Consider the following 26,883-nt stretch of genomic DNA (forward strand, 5'->3'; position numbering starts at 1 on the left):
ATGTTGTAGCAAAATCTACCTCAAAATGCGTGCGAATTCAGCCTTTGTGATCTTTTGGAGGCGGCCAGCTCCATTCAGGTGCGTTAAAACTGACCACTGTATCCGGGCCAAGCTTTTGGGCCAGTTCCTGTCGCTGCGTCGCCCAATCCTGCTGTAACATACCAACCACCACCATGTCGTGAAACTGCCCGTCCGCAAACCAGGCCTGCCGCATCGTGCCCTCGATCTGGCATCCGACCTGGCTGATCAGATCCCGGCTGCTATGGTTGTCGGCGCGGTAATACGAGGTGATCCGGTTCAGCCCCAGCTGCCGAAACGCAAAATCCAGCAACAGCGCAATGGAACGGACCGCGACCCCATGCCGGCGCACCGATTTGTCGATAAACACCGGGATTACCGCATCGCGATTGACTTGCGACATCGCCTCGAGCCCGATCATGCCCACAGAGTCGCCACCGTCGGATTCGATGATGAACCAGCATTTGCCGCAATCGCGCGAAGTGCACAGCGCGTCCTCCCATATCTGCTCGGTCTGCTGCAGATTCAGCGGAATACGCGAGGTTCGGTCAAACAGCGCAAGGTCACGCACATCCTGAAACCAGTGCGTAACCGTTTCAAGATCCGCTTTTTCCAACGGGCGCAGCCGGAATAACCGGGGTGAAGGATCTGACAAAGGCGAAGCCTCCGAATACAAATGTAAAAATCTATTCGCGCGATCCTAGCACAAATGATTCGAAAACAAGAAACGTCTTGTTCACACAAGGATTCAGATAGGCCGAGACCCGCTGAGCAACGCCGCGTCGTCCGGGGTGTCCGCGCGCATCAGGATCGCTTTTCTGCGCGGATCAGGAAGATGTTGCGCAGATAGATCGACAAGCCCATCGACTGCCCGAGGATAAAGACCGGATCGCGGCGGTAGATCGCATAGCTTAGCAGGATCAGCCCACCGCCGATGGACAGATACCAGAATGCCATCGGGATAACCGATTTCTTGGCTCGTTCCGAAGTGATCCACTGCACGATGAAACGCGCGCTGAACATCAGCTGGCCGCCCAGACCGATGCAAACCCACAGGGCCTCGGTCGGGCTGTCCACATGCAGGATTTTGAGAATCGTTTCTATCACGAGCGGCTCGCTTCTTTTGCCGAGACGGATTTGGCACGGCGCATCAGCCAGACAACGCCGAACAGGTCCCAGATGCCGACCATCGCGCGGCCGAAATTGGTGTATTTGGATTGCCCCGACAGGCGCTGCTGATGTGCCACGTCAACCAGCGCGATCTGCCAGCCATAAGCTTTGAACAGGGCAGGCAGATACCGGTGCATATGATCGAAATAGGGCAGGTTCAGAAAGGCTTGCCTGCGGAACCCTTTGAACCCGCAGCCCGTATCGCGGGTCCCGTCCTTCAGCATCCAACCACGCAGCGCATTCGCCGCGCGCGAGGCCAGTTTCTTGGACATTGTATCTTTGCGTCCCAGCCGCTGTCCGGCCACAAGCCCGATCGCGCCACTGTCATCCGCCAACAGCGGTGCCCAGATCTTGGGCAGCTCTTCCGGTGGGTTCTGGCCATCCCCATCAAGCGTACAGCAGATATCGGCCTTCGCGGCCTGGACCCCGGAATGCACCGCAGCACTTTGCCCCCCGGCGGGCGCATGCTGCAGGATGCGCAATTGCGGGCAAGTCTGCTGAAACGCCTGCAGCGCCGCAAAGGTTCCATCGGTCGATCCATCATCCACCGCGACAATCTCAAACCCGGCCAGATCCGCTGCTGCATCACAAATGCCCTGCAGCAAATCTGCGACGGCACCTTCCTCATTGTGCATGGGGATCACGACCGACACGGCGGGTCGGTCATCGGATTGGGGCTGGGTCTCAGTTGGCATAACGGAAAAATGATCTCGATTCAGTCATCACGGCTTGTGATTGATCAGGCGCTTAAATTCAAGTAGCCAGTCCGCCGCAAAGCAGGTTTCAGCGCAACAAATCGAAAGGCTGCCCCGGTGAGCGACAAATCGGCATCAGATCGTATTCTGAACCAACCTTTGGCGCCTTACGTTGTGACGGGTACCGTCATCGCGATATTGTGGTGCTGGTACATGATCGGGCTGGGCCAAGACGGGTTGTCCAAGATTGACGAGTTCTTCACCTATGACCGCAGCCTCGGCTTTGCACGCAACAACGACTGGTTCACCGTTTTCTCTCAGAACGAACCCAGCCTGAAAAAACCACCCCTGCAATACTGGATGACGGCCGGCATGATCGAGACGGGCTGGTCACATATGACTGCCCTGCATCTGCCTTCGATGCTGTTTGCTCTGGGCACTCTGATCGCAACCGCATGGCTGGCGCGCGTCATGCTGCCGGATCAGCCCTGGTTGATGCTGCCGGCGGTCCTTCTGGTCGCCAGTTCCAAGAATTTCTGGAGCCACGCCACATCCGCGATGCTGGACAATGGCGCGATGTTCTTTTCCACCTTGGGCGTCGCGACAATGCTGGCCGCCTTTGAACGCCCCCGCCTATGGCCTTGGTTTGCCGCAGTCGTTTTTCTGGCCGGAATGCAGAAAAGCCCCACACCACTGGTCTTTCTGGCGCTTGCGTTGCTGACGCTGATCCTGACGCAACGCTGGCAGGACCGCCCCACAAGCGAAATCTGGAAGAACCGGACATTCCTGTGGTCTATGGCCGCCTGTGTGCTGCTGGCCTTCCTCTGGCCCCTGTTCCAGTACGTGCGGTTCGGCTTCGGGGCCGAGTTTCAGGGCAGCGTGCGCACCGAAATGCTGGACCGTTTCGCGCCCAGCGTTTCAGATCGCAGCCTGAAAAAACTCTCCGAGATCATTCTGGGCAATGCACCCGGATTGCGGCTGGTCGGCTTGATTGGCTTGTTCTTCATTCCATTCAAATTCGGGCGCCCCCGCCTGCTGGCAACCACCGGCATCGCGGTGTTTTTCTTTCTCGCAATGTGGATGGCCTCGGGCAGCGTCTATGACCGGTATACGCTGTTGATCCTGCCCATGCTGATGGTCGGGGCTGCTGGCGCGATCATGTTGATCTCGAAACGGCTCTGGGTGCGCGCATTGCTGGTAGCCGTTCTGTGCCTGTCAGAAGAAGGGCCTTTGAAGCGTTCGTCCGCCTACAGCGATCCCACAGCCGTCGAACAATTCGGCATTGACCTGCAAGACTTGTTCGTGCCCCTGCAAACCCTGGTTCAACCTGACGAAACGCTGGTGATCTGCGGCTTCGACAACCGACGCCGCATGCCCTTGGGTGCCGCGTCGGTCTATGCCTCACCGGACCGGCCCTTCGTCTATATGCGGCGCTCCGATTTGCGCCGCTATCTTGAGCGCTTTGGCTACACAAACGGCCCGCTGCGTGGGGTCTGCCGCGCTAAGGAACTGAATCAGTTCGCAAGCGACCTGACCGGTGTTGAACGACAACCGGTCGATGGCACGGAATTCGTATACTGGACAGCCGAGGGGCTGGCCGAAGACTAGACCCAGGGCGCAGCATGCACAGCGCTCTTTAGTTGCCGGCGCTTCGATGTGCCGAAGCGGTCCAATACACGAAACCTGCCACGGGTGATGGGGTCGTTCTGAGCGTGATCAGCTCTGGGGCAATCCGCGCCAATTCCTCGGTATGGCAGAACCCGCGCAAGGGACGGTCAGAAAGTCCACTTTTTCGCAGCTCTGACGCGAGCTCCATCCGCGACAGATAGACAAATCGCTGCCCGTTTGATGCATAGGCGGAGGCCGCTCCGGGCGGCACCCTGGGCCGCGATTTGTCGAGACCGCATATAACCAACGCTTCGTCCGGCTTCAGCGCATGACCGAGCGGCTTCAGAACATCGGACATCGGCATTTCAAAGCGATAGTTACTTGTTCCGGGTTGGATTCTTGAACGATCTTTGAACGGGCCTCCGGACACAAAAGCCAATGCCAGTAAAGCGCAAATCGCAATCCACCGAAAACGGCCAAGTGAGGCGGCAAAACCTGCAGCGCCGACCATCAGAAGCGGAAGAATCAGCAGTGTATAGCGCGCATAAACGCGCCCCGACGCCGCCCACATCATCACTACAAAGAACACAGCGATGCCCGTGGCGGCGAACAATCGCGGTTGCTTCCGGATGAACGGCAGCGCGCAGATGCCCAGAAACCCGGCGGCGCGTAGCCAAATCTCGTTGCCGAAGATCAAACCGGACATTCCGGCGAGATCACGTGCCGAAATCGAGGGCGCAAACCGGTCAATCATCTGCCGCTTGACGCTACCATCCAGCGATCCTTCGAACGCGAACCGTATCTCCTGCGCGATCGGCCAGGCAAAGGACAAAAGAAGCGAGATCAGTATCGTTTTCCGGAATCGTGTGTCACGCCAGATCTCCTTTGGCGGCGTAGTCTGCCATTGACGCGTAAGGACCAGCGCCAGCATCGCAAGCGCCAGAAAGGCCAGTGGTGTCGGGCTTTTTTGCAAGGCCGCCAGCACGGCCACGATGCCAAAAAGAGGCCAGTATCTGGGGCGTTCGAACGCCGCAAACATCGCGGCAAATCCCAGCGTGGTAAAGAACGCAGCCCCCGCGTCCAGCATAGCCGAACTGGCATAGCGCCAGAATTCCAGAGAACTTGCCAGCAGCAGAACCGACAGCGGCATGGCCAGCGGCAACTCCGGCAACATGACACGCGTAAGGCATGCTGTAGCGATCAGTGCGCCCAGCGCAAAGACGATGGACGGCAATCGCAAGGCCAGCATATCCGAAACACCAGCCTCGATCAGCAGACCCGACATCCAGTATTGCAGCGGCGGTTTCTTCAGGCTGGGTTCATTGTTGGAGTACACCGCCAGCCAGTCACCGTTGCGCGCAAATCCAGTGCTGCGGTCATAGGTATAGAATTCATCAAAGCGCCAAATATGACCGGCACCAAGATCGACTAGATACCACGCCCAAATCGCGCAGATGAGAATAGCCGTGGCATAATAGAAAAAGCGCGGCGGCACATTGTGAACTGATGGAAGCATGTCAATTCAACTTTTGGGTTCAGAGAAAAATCGCCTCCAAACAACCTGAGGTCGGGACGCGTCAATGCTCGGCTCTGTATTCGGGAACAGGTGGCTCTTCAACTTATGCCTACATTCAATGATTTGATCTCTGGCAATCCCGCCACACCACTGGCGACCCCGGCAGGATTCGAACCTGCAACCTGCCCCTTAGGAGGGGGCTGCTCTATCCAGTTGAGCCACGGGGCCGCGCATCGTCTTCTCTAGCCGGGATTTTTCGGCTTGTCATCGGCTTTGCACAGGTGTTGAACAGATTGCCCTGTTCACGCTACCATCGCGGAAACAAACTATGCAGGTATCCCCGGTGACAACAGAAACTAAACGCCCGCTTACCCTTCGTGATGTGTCAGAAGCGTCCGGAGTGTCGGAAATGACGGTCAGCCGGGTGCTGCGCAATCGCGGTGATGTCTCGGACGCGACCAGGACCCGCGTTCTGGCGGCCGCAAAAGAGCTGGGATATGTACCCAACAAGATCGCCGGCGCGCTGGCGTCCAGCCGGGTGAACCTTGTGGCGGTGATCATCCCTTCGCTGTCAAACATGGTCTTCCCCGAGGTGCTGACCGGTATCAATCAGGTGCTTGAGGATACCGAGTTGCAGCCGGTGGTTGGCGTCACCGACTATCTGCCCGAGAAAGAGGAGAAAGTGCTGTACGAGATGCTCTCGTGGCGGCCTTCGGGTGTGATCATTGCCGGGCTGGAACACACCGAGGCGGCGCGCGCCATGCTGGATTCAGCCGGTATTCCGGTGGTCGAGATCATGGATACCGACGGCAAACCTGTGGACGCGATGGTGGGCATCTCGCACCGCCGCGCCGGGCGCGAGATGGCGCAGGCGATCCTGAAGGCCGGTTATGAACATATCGGGTTCATGGGCACCAAGATGCCGCTGGATCACCGCGCGCGCAAACGGTTCGAAGGCTTCACCGAGGTGCTGGGCAAGCACGGGGTCGAGATCGAGGATCGTGAATTTTACTCGGGCGGCTCCGCGCTTGCCAAAGGGCGCGAGATGACGCAGGCGATGCTGGAACGCTCGCCTGAACTTGATTTTCTGTATTATTCCAATGATATGATCGGCGCAGGTGGTCTGCTGTATTTGCTGGATCAGGGCATCGATGTGCCAGGTCAGATCGGTCTGGCCGGATTCAACAATGTAGAACTTCTGCAGGGGTTGCCGCGCAAGCTGGCCACGATGGACGCCTGTCGGACCGAGATTGGACAGACCGCAGCGCAGATCATCGCCGCACAACTGGCCGACCCGGACTCAGATGTTGAGACCCGCGTCACACTGACCCCCAAGATCAGCTATGGCGATACGCTGAAACGGCGCTGACGCGCGATGGCTCTGCAACGTCTGGACAACCGCGCGGCGCGCGCGCTGTTCATGGACCGGCACGCATTGTTGGAACAACCCGTGGGTGGCGCTAAGGGCAAGGATTTGTTGCAGCTGATCCATCGTCTGGGCTTTGTCCAGCTCGATAGTATCAACACCGTCGCGCGCGCCCATGACATGATCCTCTATGCGCGCAGACCCAGCTATCGCGCGCGCAACCTCAAACGGCTTTATGAACATGACCGGGCGCTGTTCGAGCACTGGACACATGACGCCGCGGTGATCCCGATAGAGTTCTACCGCCACTGGCACCTGCGGTTTCTGCGCGATGCCGACATGCTGAAGGCGCGCTGGAAAAACTGGCGGCGGGATGGGTTTGAGCAGAAGTTCACAACCGTTCTGCAGCATATCCGCGACCACGGCCCGGTGAGTTCGTCCGATGTCGGCAAGGATGAAAAAAAGGGCTCGGGCGGGTGGTGGGACTGGCACCCGTCCAAGACGGCGTTGGAATATCTCTGGCGGTCGGGCGCGCTGGCGGTTGTCGGGCGCGACGGGTTTCAGAAACGCTATGACCTGACTGAACGTGTGATCGACGCGCATCTGTGTCCCAGCGGCGCTTGCGATACCGAGGTGACGGTGGACTGGCTGTGCAACGCCGCGCTGGATCGGTTGGGGTTTGCGACCTCTGGCGAATTGGCGGCCTTCTGGGATACAGTCAGCGCTGCCGAGGCGCGAAACTGGTGCCAACAGGCTCTAATAAAGGGTGATATTGAGGAGATTATCATTCATTGCGCAGATGGCAGGGACCGAAAGGTCTTTGCCCGGCCCGATCTGCGTAATGAGGCCGCTTCTCTGGGACCCGCCCCTGGCCGGATTCGCGTGCTCAGCCCATTTGATCCGATGTTGCGCGACCGGAACCGTGCCGAGCGACTGTTCGGATTTTATTACCGGATCGAGGTTTTTGTCCCCGAGCCCAAACGGCTTTATGGTTACTACGTTTTTCCGCTGTTGGAAGGTGACCGGATGATCGGTCGGATCGACATGAAAGCACAACGCGAGCGCGACGTTCTGGAGGTCCGGGCAGTATGGCCTGAACGCAAGGTGCGTTGGTCAGAAGCACGCACGCGCCGCCTGCAGACCGAACTGGATCGGGTGTGTCGGTTCGCCGGTCTCAAGGATGTGGAATTCACCGCCAATTGGCTAAAAGACCCAAGATAGAGACTGATATCAGGCCAGAAACCGCTGTTGCGCGACCACGTCCAACAGCGTTGTCAGCGTGGCCTCTACCGACTGCCCAGACGTATCAACCTGCGCGTCCGCGCGGCTATAGAGCGTCTCTCGGCTGGCCAGGATGTTCTTGAGCTGCTCCATTGCCTCGGGATTGCCCGCCATGGGGCGTTCATCCCCCTGTGCACGCACACGATCCATGTGCTCTGACGGTGACGCCCGCAACCAGATGGTGTGAAACCGGTTCAGAAGATTGGCATAGGTCGACGGTTCGGCCACGATGCCACCGGCAACGGCCAGAACCAGTTGATCATGCGCGGCAACGACACGCTCCAATGCCTGCGCTTCAAGGTTGCGATATCCATCCTGACCGTAAAAGGCCATGACTTCGGGCAAGGGCATGCCCGCCATCGCTTCGATATGCGCCGTCAGCTCGACGAATGGCAGATCAAGCCGCGCCCCAAGCAGTGCACCCAGTGTCGATTTTCCAGCCCCACGCAGTCCGATCAGGCAGATACGTTTCGCGCGTTCATCAGGACCTGACGGCGGTCGCAACGCAGCTCGCACCGCATCTTTGACGTCGCGGCTGGCTTGCCGGTAAAGCTCCGCGACCTGCAAGGCGTCCGAGTCCCAGGGGTCATCCTCACCGATCAGCCACTCGACCTTGTAGTCAAGCGCCTGAGCTACACGTTGCAATAGCCCGATCGAGATATTGCCTGCACCCGCTTCGAGCTGGGCCAGATAACGCGGCGAAACATCCGAGCTTTCGGACAGAACCCGGCGCGATATACCCCGCATTTGGCGGGCGCGGCGAACGCGCGCGCCAACTCGGGCGCTCAGGTCCTGCGTGTCTGTCTCTTTCGACGAATTCGGCGGCGTGGAGGCGTCCATGTCTGTCAAACGGATTGTGTACTATAATGCACAAGCTACGACGCCACAGCGGCTGGAGCAACGGATTTCAACGCCGAGGGCCGCTATGAAAGCAAGCGTGACCTACTGTGGGCGGCAAAATAAAGCAAAAATACCTTTATCAGAGCCTATCTTGGGCTCCACTATCAAGGATCAAGTTCGTACAGTTCACCCAGAAGATTCAGCAGCATTTCATGCCGCTCTGCACCCAACCGAGATCGGGTATGCACGGCCTGCTCAAGGATTGCGGTTAGGTTGGCTTGTATGATTGCGCGACCATCATCGCTGATTTCAACGATCTGACGGCGGCGATCCCTCAGGTCCTGCCGCCTGACGATCAGTCTCTTATCTTCCAGTTTCTTCAGAATTCGCGTCAGGCTGGGCAATAGCAAACACGCCCGCTCTGCGATCAGAGTGGGCTCTTGCGGGCCTTCCTCCTGCAGCACGCGCAAAACGCGCCATTGCTGCTCGGTCACACCTGCATCAGCCAGTACGCCACGTATCGGCCCCATCACTTTTTCCCGTGCGCGCAGCAGCGCAATCGGCAAAGAGCGGGACGTTAAGGGTAAGTTATCAGCCATGGTGAATTTTGCCGCAACGATGATTATTTCGCAATAGGCCGTTGATTTGCCGGGTTTTCATAGGCTGAACACACCCAAAAACAGGATGCGCACGGGTCCGGATCGGATCGTGTTTCTGAGCCGCGTGATCGCGCCTGGGCGTCAGGTTCGCATCGCGGCAGCGGCCTGCGCATAGCCGCCCGAGGCCCCATCGACAAAATGCACATGATCATCACGCGTGGCCGAAGGAACAAAGCAGGTCATCATCGCCTCTTGCTGCGCGTGCAGGCCATAGCGGATCTTGCCTTGCGCCCGCGCCTCTTCCAGCATCCGGGTGATCTGTTCCAGCGTGGCCGGGTCGCAATCCAGCGTCATTTTCAGCCCGTCATCGAATTTGCGGAAATCGGCGTTGCGGCTGACCATCTCCTTGTAGTGTTTGGGTTCGAACTGCCCCAGCCGCGCCCCGCTTTTGAACAGCAGCGCGATCATCATGTTTCCGATCATCAGCCATATCTTCTGGAGCAGCAGATTGCGCGTACCGCGTGAAACATGCGCATCAATGTCCACGCCGGGCGGAGGGAAGCTCATCGGTGGTCCCTTTGGGGGCACCGGATGACCTGCGCGTTCCAACCGTTCTGCGACCGATAGCACGGATTGGGTCAGCGCGGCAAAATCCGCCTCATCAGACTCTGTTTCTGGCTGAATCACCAAGGATACGATCTGACCATGCCGCGCCGGACTGTTGGACCAGCGACATGAAAGACCGGTCAGATCAGGTATGGCATCCGGCCCGGCAGGTTGAATGGTGAATTGTCCCGATTTCATCTGCGCTTCGGCCCAGGCCAGACCACCGCCCGAGAACATCGCATAGTCGACACCGGTCGAGGGGGCATAGCGCGCAACACGCAGATCGCGCCCCGCGTCGCGGATATCTGAGACCGGGACCAAAGCAGCACGCAGCGTGATGGCGAATTCGGCCTCGGCCCAGCTTTGCAAAGCTGCCAGAGTCTGGCGCGCGGCATCGGCGTCACCGCCCGGCACCGCGAACCCGGCCCCGTCCCCGCCGAAGACATACGGGAAGACGCGGCCGTTCAGCGCATTGATCATGCCCGAAATCACCGCGGCGCCGACCATATTGACGGTTTTGTAGCGCCCGCGCGCGATCTCAGCCGTCGAATCCACGATATCCGCAACCCCCAGAACCCAGCCATCTGGCAAAGCTGTGAACTGCGCGGGGTCGCTGAGTTTCAGAAAATCGTCTGAAATGGGAACAGAGTCATAAAACACAGAGTCTGAGGGGGTCATGACGCTCTCTGAAAATCCTAAAACTGAGTAGATGATAGCCCGAATTTGAACGATGTCTGCCCTTATCGGACTGTCTCGCACGCTTGTGTAGACCTGCTTGACGTGCCAAGCATCGCAGCACGGCATTGGGCAAAAGGACAAAAGATGCAGGCAGGTTTAGTTGTATTGTGTCTGGCCTATGTTCTCAGCCAGTTTTTCCGCGCCTTTCTGGCCGTGCTGACCACCGATCTGGGCCGCGATATCGGGGCTACGCCCGAAGACCTCGCCTTTGCCTCGGGCCTTTGGTTTCTGGTCTTTGCCGCGATGCAAATCCCGGTGGGCTGGGCTTTGGACCGCGTTGGGCCCCGGCGCAGCTCGGCCGTGCTATTGTTGATCGGCGGCGGGGGCGGGGCGGCTTTGTTTGCGCTGGCCACTACGCCATTCCATGTGGCATTGGCCATGGCGCTGATCGGGGTCGGCTGTTCGCCCGTTCTGATGGCATCTTACTATATTTTCGCCCGAGAGTTCCCGCCTGCCAAATTCGCCACACTTGCCGCAGTGATGCTGGGTGTGGGGTCGGTGGGCAATCTGGTCGCCTCGTACCCCACCGCGCTGGCGGTCGAGCTGATGGGGTGGCGCGCGACGCTGGCGGGGCTTGCGATCATCTCGGGCGTGGTAGCGGCAGGGATCTGGCTGACGGTGCATGACCCAAAACGAGTCGAAACCGAACACAGGGGGTCGGTGCTGGATCTTCTGAAAGAACCCGCCTTGTGGGCGATTCTGCCGCTGATGCTGGTGGCCTATGCGCCCTCGGCCGCGCTTCGGGGGCTTTGGGCCGGGCCGTATCTGCGCGATGTCTTTGACCTTAGCACCACGCAGATCGGGCAGGCGACACTGATCATGGGGGCTGCGATGATCGCGGGCACGTTCTCGTATGGGCCTTTGGACCGCATTCTGGGAACCCGCAAATGGGTGATCTTCGGCGGCAATGCCCTGGGAGCCGCTGCGTTGGGACTGCTGTGTCTGTGGATCGACGGCGGCGTCTGGGTGTCGGTCCTGCTGCTGGCGGTGATCGGATTTCTGGGGGCCAGCTTTCCGGTCATCATGGCCCATGGGCGCGCGTTCATTCCGGCGCATCTGGTGGGCCGGGGGGTCACGCTGCTGAACCTCTTCGGTATCGGCGGCGTTGGGTTGGCGCAGTTTGCCACCGGACGCATCCATGCGGCGAGTGCCGGGATCAGTCCCGCCGCGCCCTATACCGCGATCTTCGGCTTTTTCGCTGCCACCCTTGCCATTGGTTGCGTGATCTATCTATTCAGTCGGGACAGCGTGGACTGAGGGATTGGAGAAGCCCGTGCAGGATATTGAGGTCATCGCACCCAATCTGAAGCATTCCCTGTCGGGCGTCACAACCACGGTGATCCGGCTGCTGCCGATACAGGAAAAGATGATCGGCATCTGCGCCACCGGCCCCGGCCTGCCAAGTGATTTGCCCCATATTAGGCTCTGGAAGCTACTGTTTCTGCCCAATCGCAAACGGGTCTGGCATGCGCGGCGTAATACCGAGATGCTGATGGGGCTGATCCTGCGCACGGTGTTTCGGCGCAACTACAAACTTCTGTTTACCTCTGCCGCGCAACGGGATCATTCCGGGTTCACCAAAGGGCTGATCCGTAAGATGGACGCGCTGATTGCAACGACCCCGCAGGCGGCCTCGTTTCTGGAACATCCCGCGACCGTCATCATGCATGGGGTGAATACCGAACTGTTCCACCCCGCCGAGGACAAGCACATCCTGCGCCAGAAGCTTGGCCTGCCCGATGGCCTTCTGATCGGCTGCTTTGGCCGCATCCGCCCCCAGAAAGGCGTCGATTTGCTGGTCGACGCCGCCCTAAAGGTCCTGCCCCATCACCCCGACGCGCATGTAATCTTCACCGGGCGCGCCACCAAGGAATTCGAGGCGTTTCAGGCCGAGCAGGAGCAAAAGCTGCAAGACGCAGGCCTTGGTGACCGTGTGCATTTTCTGGGCGAGCGACCATGGGACGAGATTGTCGAGACCTACCGCGCGCTTGATCTGTTCGTAGCCCCCGCGCGGCACGAAGGGTTTGGCCTGACCCCGCTTGAGGCGATGGCCTCGGGCGTGCCTGCGATTGCCTGCCATGGGGTCGGCGCGTTCAGCGCGCAAATCAAGGATGGCGAGACGGGGCGATTGGTCGAAAAAGACAACGCCCCGGCGCTGGCCGCTGCGCTGGAGGATATGCTGCAGGACCGCATCGCGCTGGCCACTGCCGGTCAGGCTGCCCGCACCCATGTCGAGCAGAATTTCCGAATCGAAGGCGAGGCCCAGGCGATCGTTGAGGTTTATCGATCCTTGCTGAAACAACCATGAACGGTGCCGAACTGCGTCAAATCGGTGTGACGGGGTCAAATAAGCCGAAACCCCTCTTTTTTCTTGGCCGCAACGCGGCTATGAACGCGCGTCCTTAACTTTGGAGACATGAAATGGGCTATCGCGTCGTTGTCGCCGGCGCCACGGGTAACGTGGGCCGCGAAATGCTGAACATTCTGGCGGAACGCCAGTTCCCGGTTGATGAACTTGCCGTGCTGGCAAGCCGTCGTTCGCTGGGGACCGAAGTAAGCTTTGGCGACAAGACACTGACAACCCAGGACATCGACACCTTTGACTTCACCGGCTGGGACATGGCGCTGTTTGCCATCGGCTCGGACGCAACCAAGGTCTACGCGCCCAAGGCGGCCGCGGCGGGTTGTGTGGTGATCGATAACAGCTCGCTCTATCGCTATGACCCCGATATCCCGCTGATCGTGCCGGAATGTAACCCGCAGACGATCCACGACTACAAGAACAAGAACATCATCGCCAACCCCAACTGCTCGACCGCGCAGATGGTTGTCGCGCTGAAGCCGCTGCATGACCGCGCCAAGATCAAGCGTGTGGTTGTCTCGACCTATCAGTCGGTCTCGGGCGCTGGCAAAGAGGGCATGGATGAGCTTTGGGATCAGACCAAAGCGGTTTACAACCCCACCACCGAGGTGGAGCCGAAGAAATTCCAGAAGCAGATCGCCTTCAACGTCATTCCGCAGATCGACGTCTTCATGGAAGACGGTTCGACCAAGGAAGAGTGGAAGATGGTTGTCGAGACCAAAAAGATCGTCGATCCGTCGATCAAGGTCACCGCAACCTGCGTCCGCGTACCGGTCTTCGTCGGCCATTCCGAGGCCGTGAATATCGAGTTCGAGGAATTCCTGGACGAGGACGAGGCCCGCGACATCCTGCGCGAGGCTCCGGGCATCATGGTGATCGACAAGCGTGAACCGGGTGGCTACGTCTCGCCCATCGAATGCGCGGGCGATTTCGCGACTTTCATCAGCCGTATCCGTCAGGACTCGACCATCGAGAACGGCCTGAACCTGTGGTGTGTTTCGGACAACCTGCGCAAGGGTGCTGCCCTGAACGCGGTACAGATCGCCGAACTGCTGGGCCGTGAGGTTTTGAAAAAGGGTTAGTACCCGCCTTGAAACCCTGGATCAGGCAAACCCCGCGACACTGTCCGCGGGGTTTCTTGTATTCAGGGGACGGTCCCGCCACTTGCCCCAGTGTCTGACCTCGTGCAAACTTGTGTGCAGGGAAGGGATGTCGGTCTCAAAGCACGAGCTATGGGCGGACGCAACAACGCCTTTCCATGGTTGGGGAGGAACGTGCAATGACGTCCAAGACCGCAGGGCCCACACCGCCGGGCAATCTGACACCACAGGCCATGCCCAAGATCAACACTCTGACCGCTGACGATATTACCGCATCGCTGAAAGCCGGGTTTGCAGACTTTCTGGCACGCCCCGTCATGAGCGGTTTTTTCGGCCTGTTTTATGCGCTGTTCGGGATTCTGTTTGTCTGGTGTCTGGTTTGGCTGGGCAAGATCTGGATGATCATTCCAGCCGCCGTCGGTTTTCCTCTGGTCGCACCTTTCGCAGCGGCTGGGCTGTATGAAATCTCGCGACGGCTGCAAAATAACGAACCGTTCGGCTGGTCAGACATTCTGGGCGTGATGGCAAATCAACGCAAACGCGAGATGGGCTGGATGGCCTTTGTCACCCTGTTCATTTTCTGGGTCTGGACCTATCAGGTCCGCCTGTGGCTGGCGATCATCCTGCAGAACGCCTCTTTCTCGGATTTCGGCGGTTTCCTGAACGTTGTGTTTTTCACGCCGCAGGGTTGGACCTTTCTTGCAGTCGGTACCTGTATTGGCGCATTTCTGTCGGCTGTGCTGTTTTCGGTGACGGTCGTTGCCATGCCCATGCTGCTCGATCGCGAAACCAATTTTGTCTCGGCCATGCTGACATCCCTTCGCGTAGTTTCGGAAAACCCGGTCGTTATGCTCAGCTGGGCGGCGATCATCTCGATCACGATGCTTGTGTCGTTGATACCCGCGTTTTTGGGCTTGATCTTCACCCTGCCGATCCTTGGCCACACCACCTGGCACCTCTATCAAAGGGCGGTGTCGCCAACGGATATGTAACCTGATCGCCCAACCCGGCCAAGGCAATCAGGGCAGCACAAATGCGGTTCACAGATCGCCTAAGACGGATTGCATACCGACCAAGCGGCAGCGGGCCAGATCAAACGGTGACGAATTTGTTCTCGTGCGGGTCGTAGCACTCCAACCCGCCTTCGCCGATATCAGTCCATAGCCCATGCAGGCTAAGGGACCCTTCCTCGACAGCAGAAGACACAAACGGGAAGGTCATCAGGTTTTCCATCGAGGCAACCACCGCAAAGCGTTCAAACTGACGTGCCTGATCGGCACCGTCTTCGATATCAGCAACCAGATCGAATTTTGGCTTCAGGATCTCCATCCAGCGCCCGACAAAGCTTTCTTTGGCTTCCAGCTGCGGGGCCTGTCCTTTGCACATATCGATACAACCCTGTACTCCGCCGCACTGCGAATGACCCAGAACGATCAGATGCGCCACCTTCAATGCGGTGACAGCGTATTCGATGGCTGCGCTGGTACCATGGTGATCGCCGTCCGGCAGATAGGGCGGCACAAGGTTTGCAATGTTACGGTGGATAAAGAAATCACCCTGATCGGCCCCGAACATCGACGTCACATGCACACGGCTGTCACAGCACGAGATCACCATCGCACGCGGACGCTGGCCCTCGGTTGCAAGTCTTCGATACCAAACCTGATTTTCCGAGTAAGTCGTCGCTTTCCAGCCATGATACCGTTTGACCAGATAGCTCGGCAAAGGTTTGGCAAATTTCATTCTGATGTTCCTGTGGTCTTGACTGATCCGCTCTCTAACCTGAATTCGCGCAAAATTCGAGACATTATCCCGATGCAGCGCAAGGAATTGCAAAGGTATGTGATGCCAGAGTGACCCCGTGCCGTGGGGGCATGAACACGAGGGTGAATGTGGTGGACAAGATTATCACGCTTGAACAGAAAGAATCCGTGCGGCTGGACCCGGACCGGCTCAGCAGCCTGTATCATCAGCTGGGGGACACCAATGCGCTGGACGTGCTGTGCCGCACGGTCGAGGAGCTGGCGGTGCGCCTTTCGAATTGCGAACGCTTCTGGCGGCAACGCGATTGGTCGGGGTTGCGCAAATGCGCGCGATCTCTGGTGGCGATTGCAGATCAGATCGGGATGACGGTGCTGGCGCGGGTGGCAAGCGATGTGGCCCATGCGGTCGATCGCGGCGACGCGGTGGCCACCGGGGCGACATTGGGGCGTCTGATCCGGGTCGGCGAACGCTCTTTGACGGCGGTCTGGGATCAGCAGGATCTTTCGGTCTGAAGGGGGGTTGCGGGCGGGTCGCAGGCGGCTAGTCTGGGTGCGATCAGAACCAGCCCGAGACGCCCATGACCCTGTCCTTCGCCCCGCCCGAAACACCTGCGCTGCCGCTTTATGTTCTTGAGCAATCCGCGCTTGACGACTGGCTGTCGGATCAGCCCGAGCGGGTGCAAAACTGGGTCGCAACCAGCGGATTCTCGGCTGCTTTAGGGCAGGTCCTGGTCATACCCAAAGCCGACGGCACGCCGGAATTTGCACTGGCGGGCTTTGGCAGCGCAGCCAAACGCGCGCGCAAACGCTTCCCGCTGGCCGCAGCCGCCGAAGCGTTGCCCGCAGGCACCTATCGCATCGCATCGGGCGTTTCCGACGAAATGCTTGAGGCCGAGTGTTTCGGATGGCTGATGACAGGCTATGTCTTCGATCGTTACGCCACCGGCAATGCAGCCAAAGCGCGGCTGGTCGCACCCGACGGCATCGACGCGACGCGGATCGAGACGCTGGCCAATGCCGAGTTACTGATCCGGCATCTGGTGAACACCCCGGCTGCGGATATGGGGCCCGAGCAATTGCAAATCGCCGCCGAATCTCTGGCCGAAGAATGCGGCGCGCGCTGTTCCGTGACCACGGGCGACGCCCTGCTGGATCAGAACTTTCCGATGATCCACACGGTCGGACGCGCCGCCGCTCAGGCACCGCGTCTGATCGAACTGAACTGGGACAACAGCGGGCCAAAGCTGACGCTGGTGGGCAAAGGCGTCTGTTTCGACACCGGCGGGCTGAACCTGAAACCCGGCGCGTCGATGGGTCTGATGAAAAAGGACATGGGCGGCGCGGCAAATGTACTGGGGCTGGCGCAGATGATCATGAAGCTGGGCCTGAATGTTCAACTGCGCGTGCTGATCCCGGCAGTGGAAAACGCGGTGGCGGGCAACGCCTTCCGGCCCGGAGACATCCTGACCGCCCGCAACGGTCTGACGGTCGAGATCAACAACACCGATGCCGAAGGGCGTTTGGTGCTGGCTGATGCGCTGGCGCTTGCGGATGAGGGCGAACCGGACTTGGTGATCTCGATGGCGACGCTGACGGGTGCCGCGCGGGTGGCTGTCGGGGCTGATCTGGCGCCATTCTATACCGATGATGACGGGGCCGCCGACGCTCTGACCCGCGCGGGACGCGCCGTTGCTGATCCGGTCTGGCGAATGCCGTTTCATGACCCCTATGAAGCGCTGATCGAACCGGGGATTGCCGATCTGGACAATGCGCCGGCGGGTGGTTTTGCGGGTTCGATCACCGCCGCGCTGTTCCTGCGTCGTTTTGCCGGTGAAAGCCGATACATGCATTTCGACATCTATGCCTGGCAGCGCAGCAAAGAACCGGGGCGCAGCAAGGGCGGTCTGGGCCAAGGCCCGCGCGCCCTGCTGGCCGCGCTGCCCGAGATACTGAACCTATGAGCGCAGCGCGGATTGTCCGCCCGGTCGTCGATCTACTGCGCCAGCCCGACGGCCCGCGTGACCGGCAATTGCTGTTCGGAGACACCGTCACGGTCACCGAAGACCAAGACGGGTGGAGTCGCATCACCTCCGACAAGGACGGCTACACCGGCTGGGTTGTCTCGGACCATCTGGGCCCGGTCGAGCCGCAGACCCATTGGATCGTCGCCGCCTCAACCCATGCCTATGCCGCGCCGGATATGAAAAGCGCCGATCAGATATCATTGAGTTTCGGCAGTAAAATCAGGGCGCTGTCAGAAGAAGAGGGGTTTCTGGAAACTGCGCTGGGCTTTATCCCCGGGGTCCACGCGGTGCCCGCCTATTCGCGCCTGACCGACCCGGTCGCGGCGGCGCAGCTGTTTCTGGGCACGCCCTATCTGTGGGGCGGCAACAGCCGGTTCGGGCTGGATTGCTCGGGTCTGGTGCAGGCTGCCCTGCTGGCCTGTGGCATCCCCTGCCCCGGAGACAGCGGCGATCAGGAACGCGAGGTCGGCGAACTCGTCGCGCCGGGCACACCGGCGCAACGCGGGGACCTGCTGTTCTGGAAAGGCCATGTCGCCTGGGTCGCCGCCGAGAACCTGCTGCTGCACGCCAACGCCTATCACATGGCCGTCGCGCTTGAGCCGATGGATCAGGCAATCGCCCGTATCGCGCAGCAAGGCGATGGACCGGTCACATCACATAAACGACTCTAATCAAGGTCGACCGAGCGGATCAGTTTGCGCTCCAGCACCCTGAGTACAGCACGCAGGTCATGGCCGCGTTTCAGGATCCGGCCATCCATCCCGACCACAGAATACATCCCCTGACGCAACCGCAGGCGGGGGTGTTTCTCGACGCGATAGATCGGGTGTTCCGCCGTACGGCGGAAGATCGAAAACACCGCCATGTCGCGCAGGTTCGAAATCCCGTAATCACGCCACTCTCCGGCGGCGACCATTCGGCCATAGACTGACAGGATATGAGACATCTCGCGCCGGTCAAACGCGACTGGCATCTGGGCAGAGCCGGACCCGAACCGGCTGGGAGGCTGCATGTTCATGGAACAAGCCTTGCCGGAAATCGCGTCTGAATCAAGCCCGGCTCAAACCCAGTGTGGTATTTTTGAAGCGCCGTGCGCAGTTACCGGCGCCCGACCTGACGACAGATCAGGATCACCGGCAGCAGCCCCACGGCCAGAATGACCAGCGATGGCACCGCAGCACCTTCAAGCCGTTCGTCCGAGGCCAGACGATAGGCTTGCACCGCCAGCGTGTCGAAATTGAAAGGCCGCATGATCAGCGTCGCAGGCAGTTCCTTCATCACATCGACAAAGACGATCAGCAACGCGGTTAGTAGCGAGGGTGTCAGGATCGGCAGATGCACGCGACGCAACGTGCCAAGGGGCGTCTGCCCCAGCGACCGCGCGGCGGCATCCATGTTTGCGTGCACCGTGCTTTGTCCACCCTCATAAGCGCTGAGCGCGGCGGCCAGAAACCGCACCATATAGGCCGCGATCAGCAACCAGATCGAGCCGGTGACCAGCAGCCCGGTTGAAATGTCAAAGGTCTGGCGCATCCACGCGTCCAGAGCATTGTCGAACCCGGCAAAGGGCACGATCAGCCCCACCGCGATCACGCCACCCGGTACCGCATAGCCCAGCCGCGCCAGATAGGCCGCTGAGGCCGAGCCGCGCCCGGGGCGCAAACGCTGGAAAAACCCGACCGAAACGGCTGCGCAGACGGTAATCACCGCAGCCGTCCCGGCCAGCGTCAGTGAATTCTGGATGAACCCGATATAGCGGCGCGACAGCAGGTTTTGCTCGGATTCCAGCCCCATCTGCACAAGGATCACCACGGGCAGCAGAAACCCGAACAGGACCGGAATGGCGCAGAGCAGAAACGCCGCAAGCGATTGCCATCCTTTCAACTGCGCCGCTGGCAGTACCGCGTGGCGTTTGCCTGCCTGATAGTATTTCGCCTTGCCGCGCTGCGTGCGTTCGGTCACCGCCATGACCAGCGCGAACCCTAGAAGACACAGGGCCAGCTGCGCAGCGGCTGCGCGGTCGGCCATCGAAAACCAGCTGGTATAGATACCGGTGGCAAAGGTCTGAACACCGAAATAGGCAACAGTGCCGAAATCAGCGATGGTCTCCATCACCGCCAGCAGGACACCTCCGGCAATTGCGGGGCGGGCCATGGGCAGCGACACGCGCCAGAACGCGTGCCACGGACCATTGCCCAGCGCCCGGGCGGCCAGAAACGCAGTGGCGCTTTGTTGCAGGAACGCCGCGCGTGCCAGCAGATAGACATATGGATAGAGCACGAGGATCAGCATAACCGCCGCGCCCTCGGTCGAGCGTATCTCGGGGAACCAATAGTCACGTGGCCCCCAACCGGTGACCTCGCGTAGCGTGGTTTGCACGATGCCGGGGTGATCCAGAATAAACGTATAGGCATAGGCCAGCACATAGGCCGGGAAAGCCAGCGGCAGAACCAACGCGATTTCCAGCACGCGTACGCCCGGGAAGCGGGTCATCGTGACCAGCCACGCCGCGCCCACCCCGATCGAAAACGTCCCTGCGGCGACCAACACCACAAGGATTGCGGTGGTCAGCGCATAGCCGGGCAGAACAGTCTCTAACAAATGGGAAATCGTGTCGGTTCCACCGGTCACCGCCGCCAGAACAACAGCCACCATCGGCAGCAGGCAGGCACCGGCCACGGCATAGGCGATGCCACCAACCAATCGCGTGCCCAGGGCACCGCGATTACGCGTTCCGTGTTCTGAATATTCGACTTCGGCCATGGCGTCCGACTGAGAATCCCGCAGGGTCTGCCTTTAATCGACCAAAATGCTAAGAAACACCAGTGGGCGGGCCAACAATTCTGCGGCAGATCGTTATTCGTAGACGCGCTGATCCTCGATCACCAACCCGTCCTTGGGCAGAGAGCCGGGCGCCACGACTTCGATCGCGCCTTTGAGTTTCAACACCTCGACCACCGATTTGGCATAGGCCCCGTCATTCCCGCCGGGGCTTTCGATCTGGACGGTCATTGTGTCCATCTCACCCTGTCGGGCGGCGATGACGCGCGCCTTGACGATCTCGTCATGCTTGTCGACCAGCGCGGCCACCTGTTCGGGGCGGACAAACATGCCTTTGATCTTGGTGGTTTGATCAGCACGACCCATCCAGCCTTTGATGCGCGTGTTGGTCCGACCACAGGGGGATTCGCCCGGCATGATCGCTGACAGATCACCGGTGGCGAAGCGGATCAGCGGGTAATCGGGGTTGAGCGTGGTCACCACAACCTCACCCACCTCTCCTGGGGCCACGGGGGTGCCAGTGCCGGGGGTGACGATCTCGACGATGACGTGTTCGTCGAGGATCATCCCTTCCATCGCGGGGCTTTCATAGGCGATGTTGCCCAGATCGGCGGTGGCGTAACACTGCAGACACGATATGCCACGATCCGCATAGTCCTGTCGCAGCGACGGGAACAGAGCACCACCGCCAACCACAGCCTTTGAGAATTGCAGGGCAACGCCCATCTCATCCGCCTTGTCGAGGATGATTTTCAGGTAATCTGGTGTGCCCGCATAGGCGGAACAGCCCACATCGCGGGCGGCGGTCACCTGCAGCTCGGTCTGGCCGGTGCCTGCGGGCAGCACAGCCGCGCCAACGGCCTGCGCGCCGCTTTCAAAGATCATCCCCGCCGGGGTCAGGTGATAGCCAAAGCAGTTCTGCACGATATCGCCGGGGCCCACTCCGGCGGCGTTCAGGAACCGCCCCATGCGCCACCAGTCGTGATCGGTGCTGCCCGGTTCGTAAATCGGGCCCGGCGACTGGAACACATGCTGGAAATGCCGCGCAGGCTTGACCGTGAACCCACCGAATGGAGGCCGCGTGCCCTGTGCCTGCGTCAGATCGGATTTGCGCAGCACCGGCAATTTGGCCAAAGCCTCGGCGCTGGTCACCGCACTCGCATCTATCCCCGCAAGGATCTTCGCATAGCCGGGGGCAGATTGCGCGCGGGCAATCTGGGTCGGCAAGACGCGCGCGTGATCGGCGGCGCGTTCGTCTGCGGATCGGGTTTCAAGCTTGTCGAAATAGGTCATCGAAAGATCCTCCATCCGCTTACAGCCATCTCTTGCGGCGGCGGTATGAGCGCACATCGCGAAAGCTTTTGCGGCCTTCATCCGACATGCCGAGGTAAAATTCCTTAACGTCCGGGTTCTCGCGTAATTCGGCGGCGGGGCCATCCATCACCACACGGCCCGATTCCAGAATATAGCCGTAATGCGCAAATCTCAGAGCCACATTTGTGTTCTGCTCGGCCAGCAGGAAGGATACGCCTTCTTTCTCGTTCAAGTCCTTCACGATGCCGAAAATCTCTTCGACCAGCTGCGGGGCCAGACCCATCGAGGGTTCGTCCAGCAGGATGGTTTCAGGCCGCGACATCAGCGCCCGGCCCATGGCCACCATCTGCTGTTCCCCACCCGAGGTATAGCCCGCCTGGCTTTTGCGGCGCTCTTTCAGACGCGGGAAGTAATTGTAAACCAGCTCCAGATCGCTTTGGATCGCGGCATTGCCATCCTTGCGGGTGTAGGCACCGGTGAGCAGGTTTTCTTCGACCGTAAGGTGTTCGAAACAGTGGCGGCCCTCCATCACCTGAATGACGCCCTTTTCCACCAGATCGGCAGGATCGCTTTCGTGCACGCTTTGACCGCGATACTTGATCGAGCCCTTGGTGACCTCACCCCGTTCCGAGTGCAGCAGGTTCGACACCGCCTTCAGCGTCGTCGTCTTGCCCGCACCATTGCCGCCCAGCAAGGCGGTAATACCGCCCTTGGGCACGGTCAGGCTGACGCCTTTCAGCACGAGGATCACGTGGTTGTAGATCACCTCGATATTGTTGACTTCAAGCAGGGTTTCCGCCTGCACGTCAGTGGTTTGTGCCGCATCCAGCATCAGCGCGTGTCCTCATGCCTGCCCATCCGGGGCTATTCGTGAGGAGCGGCAGCAGAACCGCCGCTCCGGTTGTCGAGGCGCCCGGTTAACCGAGGCGCCGGGGTTGCTTACTCGCAGCGCTGAGAAATGTTGTTCTCAGCCGCGTAAGCGCCCGAGTCTTCTTCGATCAGTGCATTGATCACTTCCGCATCGGTCGGTTTGAAATCCTGCACCGGATTCCAGGTGCCCGCAGCGGCATCCCATTGGACAACGCCAACAAGGCCCGGACCGCCGTGGTTCTCACAGGAAACCGAGAATTCGGGTCCGAAGCCAGCCATGCCCAGCCCTTCCATCTTTGCGTTGGTGATCTCAAGCGCTTCCATGCCATCGCGCATCATCGACGCGTCGATTTCGGCTGTGCCATGCATCTCCTGCGCGGTTTTCACCGCCTCGGCCGCCAGCATCGCGGCATAGAGCCCGCGGTTGTACTGAACCGAACCCAGCTGGTCACCTGCACCTGCGGCCTTGCCTGCATCCACAACGTATTTCTGCAGATCGTCATAGACCGGGTAGTCTTTGCCGAGACCCGTGAAGGTCAGCGCCTTGTAGCCGGTGGCTTTTTCACCAGCAGGCTCAACGTCGAACTCAGCGCCGGACCACCAGACCCCGATGAAGTTCTCCATGGGGAAGCGGATGTTGGCCGCCTCCTGCACCGCGACCTGGTTCATCACACCCCAGCCCCACATGATCACATAGTCAGGCTTTTCGCGGCGGATTTGCAGCCATTGCGATTTCTGCTCCTGACCGGGATGGTCAACAGGCAGCAAAGTCAGATCATAGCCGTGTTTCTCAGCCAGCGTTTCCAAAGTCCGGATCGGCTCTTTGCCGTAGGCCGAGTTGTGATAGACCAGTGCGATCTTCTTGCCGCCCAGATCTCCACCATTTTGATCCAGCAGATAGTTGATCGCGCCCGACGCGCCGTTCCAGTAATTGGCCGGATAGTTGAACACGTGGCTGAACACTTTGCCGTTCGCGGCCGAAGTCCGGCCATAGCCCATTGTGTGCAGCGGGATGCCATCTGCGGTCACTTTGGGGATCAACTGATAGGTGATCCCGGTCGACAGCGGCTGATAGACCAGAGCGCCTTCGCCCTTGGTCGATTCATAGCATTCCACCCCTTTTTCCGTATTGTAGCCGGTTTCACATTCGATCACGCGCGCCGGAACACCGCCGATGCCACCATCCCGTTCATTCAAAAGGGTAAAGTAGTCGGCGTAACCGTCTGCAAACGGAATTCCGCCTGCCGCGTAGGGGCCCGTCCGGTAGCTGAGCGACGGGAACACGAGGTCCGCCATGACCGGACCTGCGGCCATCACGGCGCCCAGCGCCAGGGTTGCCAGTTTCTTGTTCATCGGGTGTCTCCTCCCTTGATTGATCCGATGGTGATTTCGGGCTTTCCGCCCGCCTTGTGCTTGGACCAGCCCCTTAGTGCGGGAACGGCCACAGTCTGAGTTTCTCTTTTGCCACACGCCACAGCTGCGCCAGCCCGTGCGGTTCGAGGATCAGGAACATGATGATCAGCGCCCCCACGATCACGAGGTTCAGGTGCGCCACGATATCCGTCGGCCAGCCCAGCAGGTCCACGCCGATCAGTTTCAGCACGACAGGCAACAGCACAAGGAAAGCGGCCCCTGCAAAGGATCCGAATATAGACCCTAACCCGCCGATAATGACCATGAACAATACCAGGAATGATTTCTGGATGCCAAAGACCTCACCCACCTCGACGGCACCCAGATAGACCGCGAAGAACAGCGCGCCAGCGATGCCCACGAAGAACGAGCTGACGGCGAAGGCAGTCAGTTTCGCCTTCAACGGGTTCACCCCGATGATCTCGGCCGCGATGTCCATATCGCGGATCGCCATCCAGGTCCGGCCTGTGGTGCCGCGCGTCAGATTGCGCGCGATGATTGCGCTGAGGGTCAGAAAGACGAGGCAGAACAGATAGGCCGCCCACGCCGGAGCATTCGGGCCGGTGATGATAATTCCAAACACATCCCGTTCCGGCGCGTTGATCTGACCGGAGGCGGAATAATTGTAGAACCACGATACCCGATTGAAGAGCCAAACAAGAAAGAACTGCGCCGCCAGTGTAGCAACAGCCAGATAGAAGCCCTTGATCCTGAGGCTTGGCAGGCCAAAGATCACACCCACCAGCGCCGTAATGCCCCCCGCAAGCAGGACGTGGATGAACATGCTGACATCCGGGAAGGCGGTCATCAGTTTGTAGCAAGCATATGCGCCTACGGCCATGAACCCACCGGTGCCCAGCGAGACCTGCCCGCAATAGCCCACCAGAATGTTCAGCCCGATCGCCGCGATGGCGTAGATCAGAAAGGGCAGCAGCAGCGCGTTGGCCCAGTAGTCGTTGATGATGAACGGGATGATCCCAAACGCCACCGCCAGCACAACATAGTATCGATACCGGTCGAACTTGATCGGGAAAGTCTGGCTGTCAGCTATGTACGAGGTTTTGAAATCCCCGGCCTCACGATAGAACATGTCTTACTTTCCCCATTCTTCCTGCGCCCGGTTGCGGGCTGCGGCATCCAGCTGATTGGACCCTTTGGCGTATCCGGTGGCCTCAGAGGCGCGCACCAATTTCATGTAGGCAAGGATACCCATGATCAGCCCGGCAAAAGCCAGGATCGCGGCGATCACCAGCTGGCCCTCGCTCAGGTCATCCGAAGTAAGCGCGATATAGCCAAAGGCCCAGAATCCCGCCCATGCAATAACGTTGATAATCGCGATGAGTTTGGTCATGCCGTACACCCTGTGACTGGCAGAGCACGCCTCTGCGAAACGCCGCAGAATTGGCGATATTCTGCCCCTTTTCGCGGTATGATCCGACCATTCGGACAGGAGCTTGCGATGAATACACTTGCCAAAGAGCTTGAAGATCTGGAAACCCGCCGCGCTGCAGGGACCATCAGTGACGATGATGCGAAGCTTGCAAAACAGGCTTTGCTGAGCCGGGCGTCGGCAACCTCCGAGGCTCGTCCTCGCGCGGGCGACCCCAACCGTGGATTGTTCGGCTGGATCATTGCGGGCGTCTTCGCCAATCTCATGCTGTCCCTCGCCGGGCTGGCCGGGTTGGCGGCGATAGCGTATCTGCTGCTGCCTTTAGCACTGGCTGTGCCAATACTGATCTGCGCAGTCTTCATCCTGCCGGTACTATGGCTGCTGGACTGGATCGGCGATCTGTTCTGATAGACCAACACCACGCTACACCCTCTCGATGATCTTTTCGCCGAACAGGCCTTGCGGCCGGAACACAAGAAAGATCAGTGCCAGCACATAGGCGAACCAGTTCTCGGTCGCGCCACCCAGCGCGGGGCCCAGGGCAAACTCGAACAGTTTCTCACCCACGCCGATGATCAGCCCGCCGACAATCGCCCCGGGGATCGAGGTAAATCCACCCAGCATCAGCACCGGCAGCGCCTTCAGCGCGATCAGGCTCAGCGAGAACTGGACGCCCGACTTGGTGCCCCACATGATCCCCGCGACCAAGGCCACGAACCCCGCGACCGACCAGACCATGACCCAGATGAAGTTCAGCGAAATCCCCACCGACAGCGCCGCCTGATGGTCATCCGCCACCGCGCGCATCGCCCGACCCTGTTTGGTGTACTGGCTGAATGCCACCAGCGCGGCCACCAGAAGCGCCGCGATGACCGTGGCGACGATATCCAGATTGTCGATGAAGAAGCCGTAGTCGAAGATGTTAAAGGTGGTCTCGTCGATCCATAGGTTGATCCCCTGCGGCAGACCCACATCCAGCGTCTTGATCTCGGATCCCCACATCAGGTCGGCCACGCCTTCAAGGAAGTAAGCCAGACCAATGGTGGCCATGAACAGGATGATCGGTTCTTGGCCCACCAGATGGCGCATCACGAACCGTTGCACCGCCCAGGCCAGAAACACCATGACGACCATGGTTAAAATGATCGCAAAGACCGCAGGTATGTTCCAACCGAAGTAATGGACATGCGTCCCGAATATCGCGTTGATCAGATGCGCAAAAGGCACCTGCCCGTTCATGATCCCGACCAGCGTCATCGCCGCAAAAAGCGCCATAACCCCTTGGGCATAATTGAAAATCCCCGAGGCCTTGTAGATCAGCACAAAGCCTAGCGCGACCAGCGCATAAAGCACCCCGGCCATGAGACCGTTGAGGATGACCTCCATCGCAAATACGAGTTGTTCAGGCATTGGTGCCTCCCCAGATTTC

The 26,883-nt window shown here is 59.7% G+C and carries 27 protein-coding genes and 1 tRNA gene; 11 read left to right on the forward strand and 17 right to left on the reverse strand.

What is annotated here, in order from left to right:
* Nucleotides 1-37: 37 nt before the first annotated feature.
* The 3 genes from ACR0KM_RS13175 to ACR0KM_RS13185 form a co-directional block, all read right to left on the reverse strand.
* Nucleotides 38-673: a GNAT family N-acetyltransferase gene (locus tag ACR0KM_RS13175; RefSeq protein ID WP_480823988.1), complete on the reverse strand. Its 636-nt coding sequence runs from the start codon at nt 671-673 to the stop codon at nt 38-40.
* A 149-nt stretch (nt 674-822) separates the two neighbouring features.
* Entirely contained in the window at nt 823-1,125 is a 303-nt protein-coding gene (locus ACR0KM_RS13180) for a lipid-A-disaccharide synthase N-terminal domain-containing protein (RefSeq protein WP_480859132.1), read from the reverse strand.
* The gene (locus tag ACR0KM_RS13185) at nt 1,122-1,883 is read right to left on the reverse strand and encodes a glycosyltransferase family 2 protein (RefSeq protein WP_480859130.1); all 762 of its coding nucleotides are present in this window, start codon (nt 1,881-1,883) and stop codon (nt 1,122-1,124) included. Before ACR0KM_RS13185 ends, ACR0KM_RS13180 begins: the two co-directional genes overlap by 4 nt.
* A gap of 117 nt (nt 1,884-2,000) precedes the next feature.
* Here ACR0KM_RS13185 and ACR0KM_RS13190 point away from each other — a divergent pair, with 117 nt between their 5' ends.
* Nucleotides 2,001-3,491 (forward strand): ArnT family glycosyltransferase, encoded by a 1,491-nt coding sequence (locus tag ACR0KM_RS13190; protein ID WP_480859128.1) that lies wholly within the window; start codon nt 2,001-2,003, stop codon nt 3,489-3,491.
* Nucleotides 3,492-3,519: 28 nt separating this feature from the next.
* Here ACR0KM_RS13190 and ACR0KM_RS13195 read toward each other — a convergent pair whose 3' ends face one another.
* Both ACR0KM_RS13195 and ACR0KM_RS13200 read right to left on the reverse strand, forming a co-directional pair.
* Nucleotides 3,520-5,007: an ArnT family glycosyltransferase gene (locus tag ACR0KM_RS13195; protein WP_480823980.1), complete on the reverse strand. Its 1,488-nt coding sequence runs from the start codon at nt 5,005-5,007 to the stop codon at nt 3,520-3,522.
* A 151-nt stretch (nt 5,008-5,158) separates the two neighbouring features.
* Nucleotides 5,159-5,235 (reverse strand) — tRNA-Arg (locus ACR0KM_RS13200).
* 115 nt (nt 5,236-5,350) lie between these two features.
* On the opposite strand from ACR0KM_RS13200, the gene ACR0KM_RS13205 reads away from it, so the two are divergent.
* Nucleotides 5,351-6,376 carry a LacI family DNA-binding transcriptional regulator gene (locus tag ACR0KM_RS13205; RefSeq protein WP_480823952.1) on the forward strand — a complete coding sequence of 342 codons (1,026 nt, stop codon included), beginning with the start codon at nt 5,351-5,353 and terminating at the stop codon, nt 6,374-6,376.
* A 6-nt stretch (nt 6,377-6,382) separates the two neighbouring features.
* Nucleotides 6,383-7,594 (forward strand): winged helix-turn-helix domain-containing protein, encoded by a 1,212-nt coding sequence (locus ACR0KM_RS13210; protein WP_480859126.1) that lies wholly within the window; start codon nt 6,383-6,385, stop codon nt 7,592-7,594.
* A gap of 9 nt (nt 7,595-7,603) precedes the next feature.
* On the opposite strand, the gene ACR0KM_RS13215 is transcribed toward ACR0KM_RS13210, so the two are convergent.
* The 3 genes from ACR0KM_RS13215 to ACR0KM_RS13225 form a co-directional block, all read right to left on the reverse strand.
* Nucleotides 7,604-8,494 carry a helix-turn-helix transcriptional regulator gene (locus ACR0KM_RS13215; protein ID WP_480859123.1) on the reverse strand — a complete coding sequence of 297 codons (891 nt, stop codon included), beginning with the start codon at nt 8,492-8,494 and terminating at the stop codon, nt 7,604-7,606.
* A gap of 164 nt (nt 8,495-8,658) precedes the next feature.
* Complete coding sequence (gene hpaR, locus ACR0KM_RS13220) at nt 8,659-9,093, reverse strand: homoprotocatechuate degradation operon regulator HpaR (protein ID WP_480859121.1); 435 nt, start codon at nt 9,091-9,093, stop codon at nt 8,659-8,661.
* A gap of 141 nt (nt 9,094-9,234) precedes the next feature.
* Nucleotides 9,235-10,377, reverse strand: coding sequence for a DUF3095 domain-containing protein (locus tag ACR0KM_RS13225; RefSeq protein WP_480859119.1), 1,143 nt, complete (start codon nt 10,375-10,377; stop codon nt 9,235-9,237).
* A 144-nt stretch (nt 10,378-10,521) separates the two neighbouring features.
* Here ACR0KM_RS13225 and ACR0KM_RS13230 point away from each other — a divergent pair, with 144 nt between their 5' ends.
* The 4 genes from ACR0KM_RS13230 (at nt 10,522) to ACR0KM_RS13245 (ending at nt 14,891) form a co-directional block, all read left to right on the forward strand.
* Nucleotides 10,522-11,694 carry an MFS transporter gene (locus ACR0KM_RS13230; protein ID WP_480859117.1) on the forward strand — a complete coding sequence of 391 codons (1,173 nt, stop codon included), beginning with the start codon at nt 10,522-10,524 and terminating at the stop codon, nt 11,692-11,694.
* Between the two features lie 16 nt (nt 11,695-11,710).
* Nucleotides 11,711-12,745 carry a glycosyltransferase family 4 protein gene (locus ACR0KM_RS13235; RefSeq protein WP_480859116.1) on the forward strand — a complete coding sequence of 345 codons (1,035 nt, stop codon included), beginning with the start codon at nt 11,711-11,713 and terminating at the stop codon, nt 12,743-12,745.
* Between the two features lie 113 nt (nt 12,746-12,858).
* The gene (locus ACR0KM_RS13240) at nt 12,859-13,881 is read left to right on the forward strand and encodes an aspartate-semialdehyde dehydrogenase (protein ID WP_480859114.1); all 1,023 of its coding nucleotides are present in this window, start codon (nt 12,859-12,861) and stop codon (nt 13,879-13,881) included.
* Nucleotides 13,882-14,078: 197 nt separating this feature from the next.
* Complete coding sequence (locus ACR0KM_RS13245) at nt 14,079-14,891, forward strand: DUF2189 domain-containing protein (RefSeq protein ID WP_480859113.1); 813 nt, start codon at nt 14,079-14,081, stop codon at nt 14,889-14,891.
* 100 nt (nt 14,892-14,991) lie between these two features.
* On the opposite strand, the gene ACR0KM_RS13250 is transcribed toward ACR0KM_RS13245, so the two are convergent.
* Entirely contained in the window at nt 14,992-15,642 is a 651-nt protein-coding gene (locus ACR0KM_RS13250) for a carbonic anhydrase (protein WP_480823935.1), read from the reverse strand.
* Nucleotides 15,643-15,785: 143 nt separating this feature from the next.
* On the opposite strand from ACR0KM_RS13250, the gene ACR0KM_RS13255 reads away from it, so the two are divergent.
* The 3 genes from ACR0KM_RS13255 (at nt 15,786) to ACR0KM_RS13265 (ending at nt 18,357) form a co-directional block, all read left to right on the forward strand.
* Complete coding sequence (locus tag ACR0KM_RS13255) at nt 15,786-16,175, forward strand: hypothetical protein (RefSeq protein ID WP_480859274.1); 390 nt, start codon at nt 15,786-15,788, stop codon at nt 16,173-16,175.
* Between the two features lie 65 nt (nt 16,176-16,240).
* Nucleotides 16,241-17,623 carry a leucyl aminopeptidase family protein gene (locus tag ACR0KM_RS13260; protein WP_480859111.1) on the forward strand — a complete coding sequence of 461 codons (1,383 nt, stop codon included), beginning with the start codon at nt 16,241-16,243 and terminating at the stop codon, nt 17,621-17,623.
* On the forward strand, nt 17,620-18,357 hold the full coding sequence (locus tag ACR0KM_RS13265; RefSeq protein ID WP_480859109.1) for a C40 family peptidase: 738 nt from the start codon (nt 17,620-17,622) through the stop codon (nt 18,355-18,357). Before ACR0KM_RS13260 ends, ACR0KM_RS13265 begins: the two co-directional genes overlap by 4 nt.
* Here ACR0KM_RS13265 and ACR0KM_RS13270 read toward each other — a convergent pair.
* The 7 genes from ACR0KM_RS13270 to ACR0KM_RS13300 all read right to left on the reverse strand — a co-directional run bounded on the left by ACR0KM_RS13270 (nt 18,354) and on the right by ACR0KM_RS13300 (nt 25,415).
* Nucleotides 18,354-18,704 (reverse strand): DUF2794 domain-containing protein, encoded by a 351-nt coding sequence (locus tag ACR0KM_RS13270; protein WP_480533634.1) that lies wholly within the window; start codon nt 18,702-18,704, stop codon nt 18,354-18,356. The two genes, ACR0KM_RS13265 and ACR0KM_RS13270, sit on opposite strands and share 4 nt — an antisense overlap.
* 80 nt (nt 18,705-18,784) lie before the next feature.
* On the reverse strand, nt 18,785-20,449 hold the full coding sequence (locus tag ACR0KM_RS13275) for an ABC transporter permease (protein ID WP_480859107.1): 1,665 nt from the start codon (nt 20,447-20,449) through the stop codon (nt 18,785-18,787).
* Between the two features lie 93 nt (nt 20,450-20,542).
* Nucleotides 20,543-21,760 (reverse strand): phenylacetate--CoA ligase family protein, encoded by a 1,218-nt coding sequence (locus ACR0KM_RS13280; protein ID WP_480823926.1) that lies wholly within the window; start codon nt 21,758-21,760, stop codon nt 20,543-20,545.
* Nucleotides 21,761-21,779: 19 nt separating this feature from the next.
* Nucleotides 21,780-22,613, reverse strand: coding sequence for an ABC transporter ATP-binding protein (locus tag ACR0KM_RS13285; protein ID WP_170470807.1), 834 nt, complete (start codon nt 22,611-22,613; stop codon nt 21,780-21,782).
* 107 nt (nt 22,614-22,720) lie between these two features.
* Nucleotides 22,721-24,004, reverse strand: coding sequence for an ABC transporter substrate-binding protein (locus tag ACR0KM_RS13290; RefSeq protein ID WP_480823924.1), 1,284 nt, complete (start codon nt 24,002-24,004; stop codon nt 22,721-22,723).
* Nucleotides 24,005-24,077: 73 nt separating this feature from the next.
* Nucleotides 24,078-25,154, reverse strand: coding sequence for a branched-chain amino acid ABC transporter permease (locus ACR0KM_RS13295; protein WP_480823922.1), 1,077 nt, complete (start codon nt 25,152-25,154; stop codon nt 24,078-24,080).
* Nucleotides 25,155-25,157: 3 nt separating this feature from the next.
* A complete protein-coding gene (locus ACR0KM_RS13300) occupies nt 25,158-25,415 on the reverse strand; it encodes a hypothetical protein (RefSeq protein ID WP_480823920.1) in 258 nt (85 codons plus the stop codon).
* A 108-nt stretch (nt 25,416-25,523) separates the two neighbouring features.
* On the opposite strand from ACR0KM_RS13300, the gene ACR0KM_RS13305 reads away from it, so the two are divergent.
* Complete coding sequence (locus ACR0KM_RS13305) at nt 25,524-25,862, forward strand: hypothetical protein (RefSeq protein WP_480823918.1); 339 nt, start codon at nt 25,524-25,526, stop codon at nt 25,860-25,862.
* A 15-nt stretch (nt 25,863-25,877) separates the two neighbouring features.
* Here ACR0KM_RS13305 and ACR0KM_RS13310 read toward each other — a convergent pair whose 3' ends face one another.
* Nucleotides 25,878-26,864, reverse strand: a complete 987-nt coding sequence (locus ACR0KM_RS13310) for a branched-chain amino acid ABC transporter permease (RefSeq protein ID WP_480823916.1) — start codon at nt 26,862-26,864, stop codon at nt 25,878-25,880.
* Nucleotides 26,865-26,883: the final 19 nt, after the last annotated feature.

It is taken from the genome of Ruegeria sp. G10, assembly GCF_056533645.1.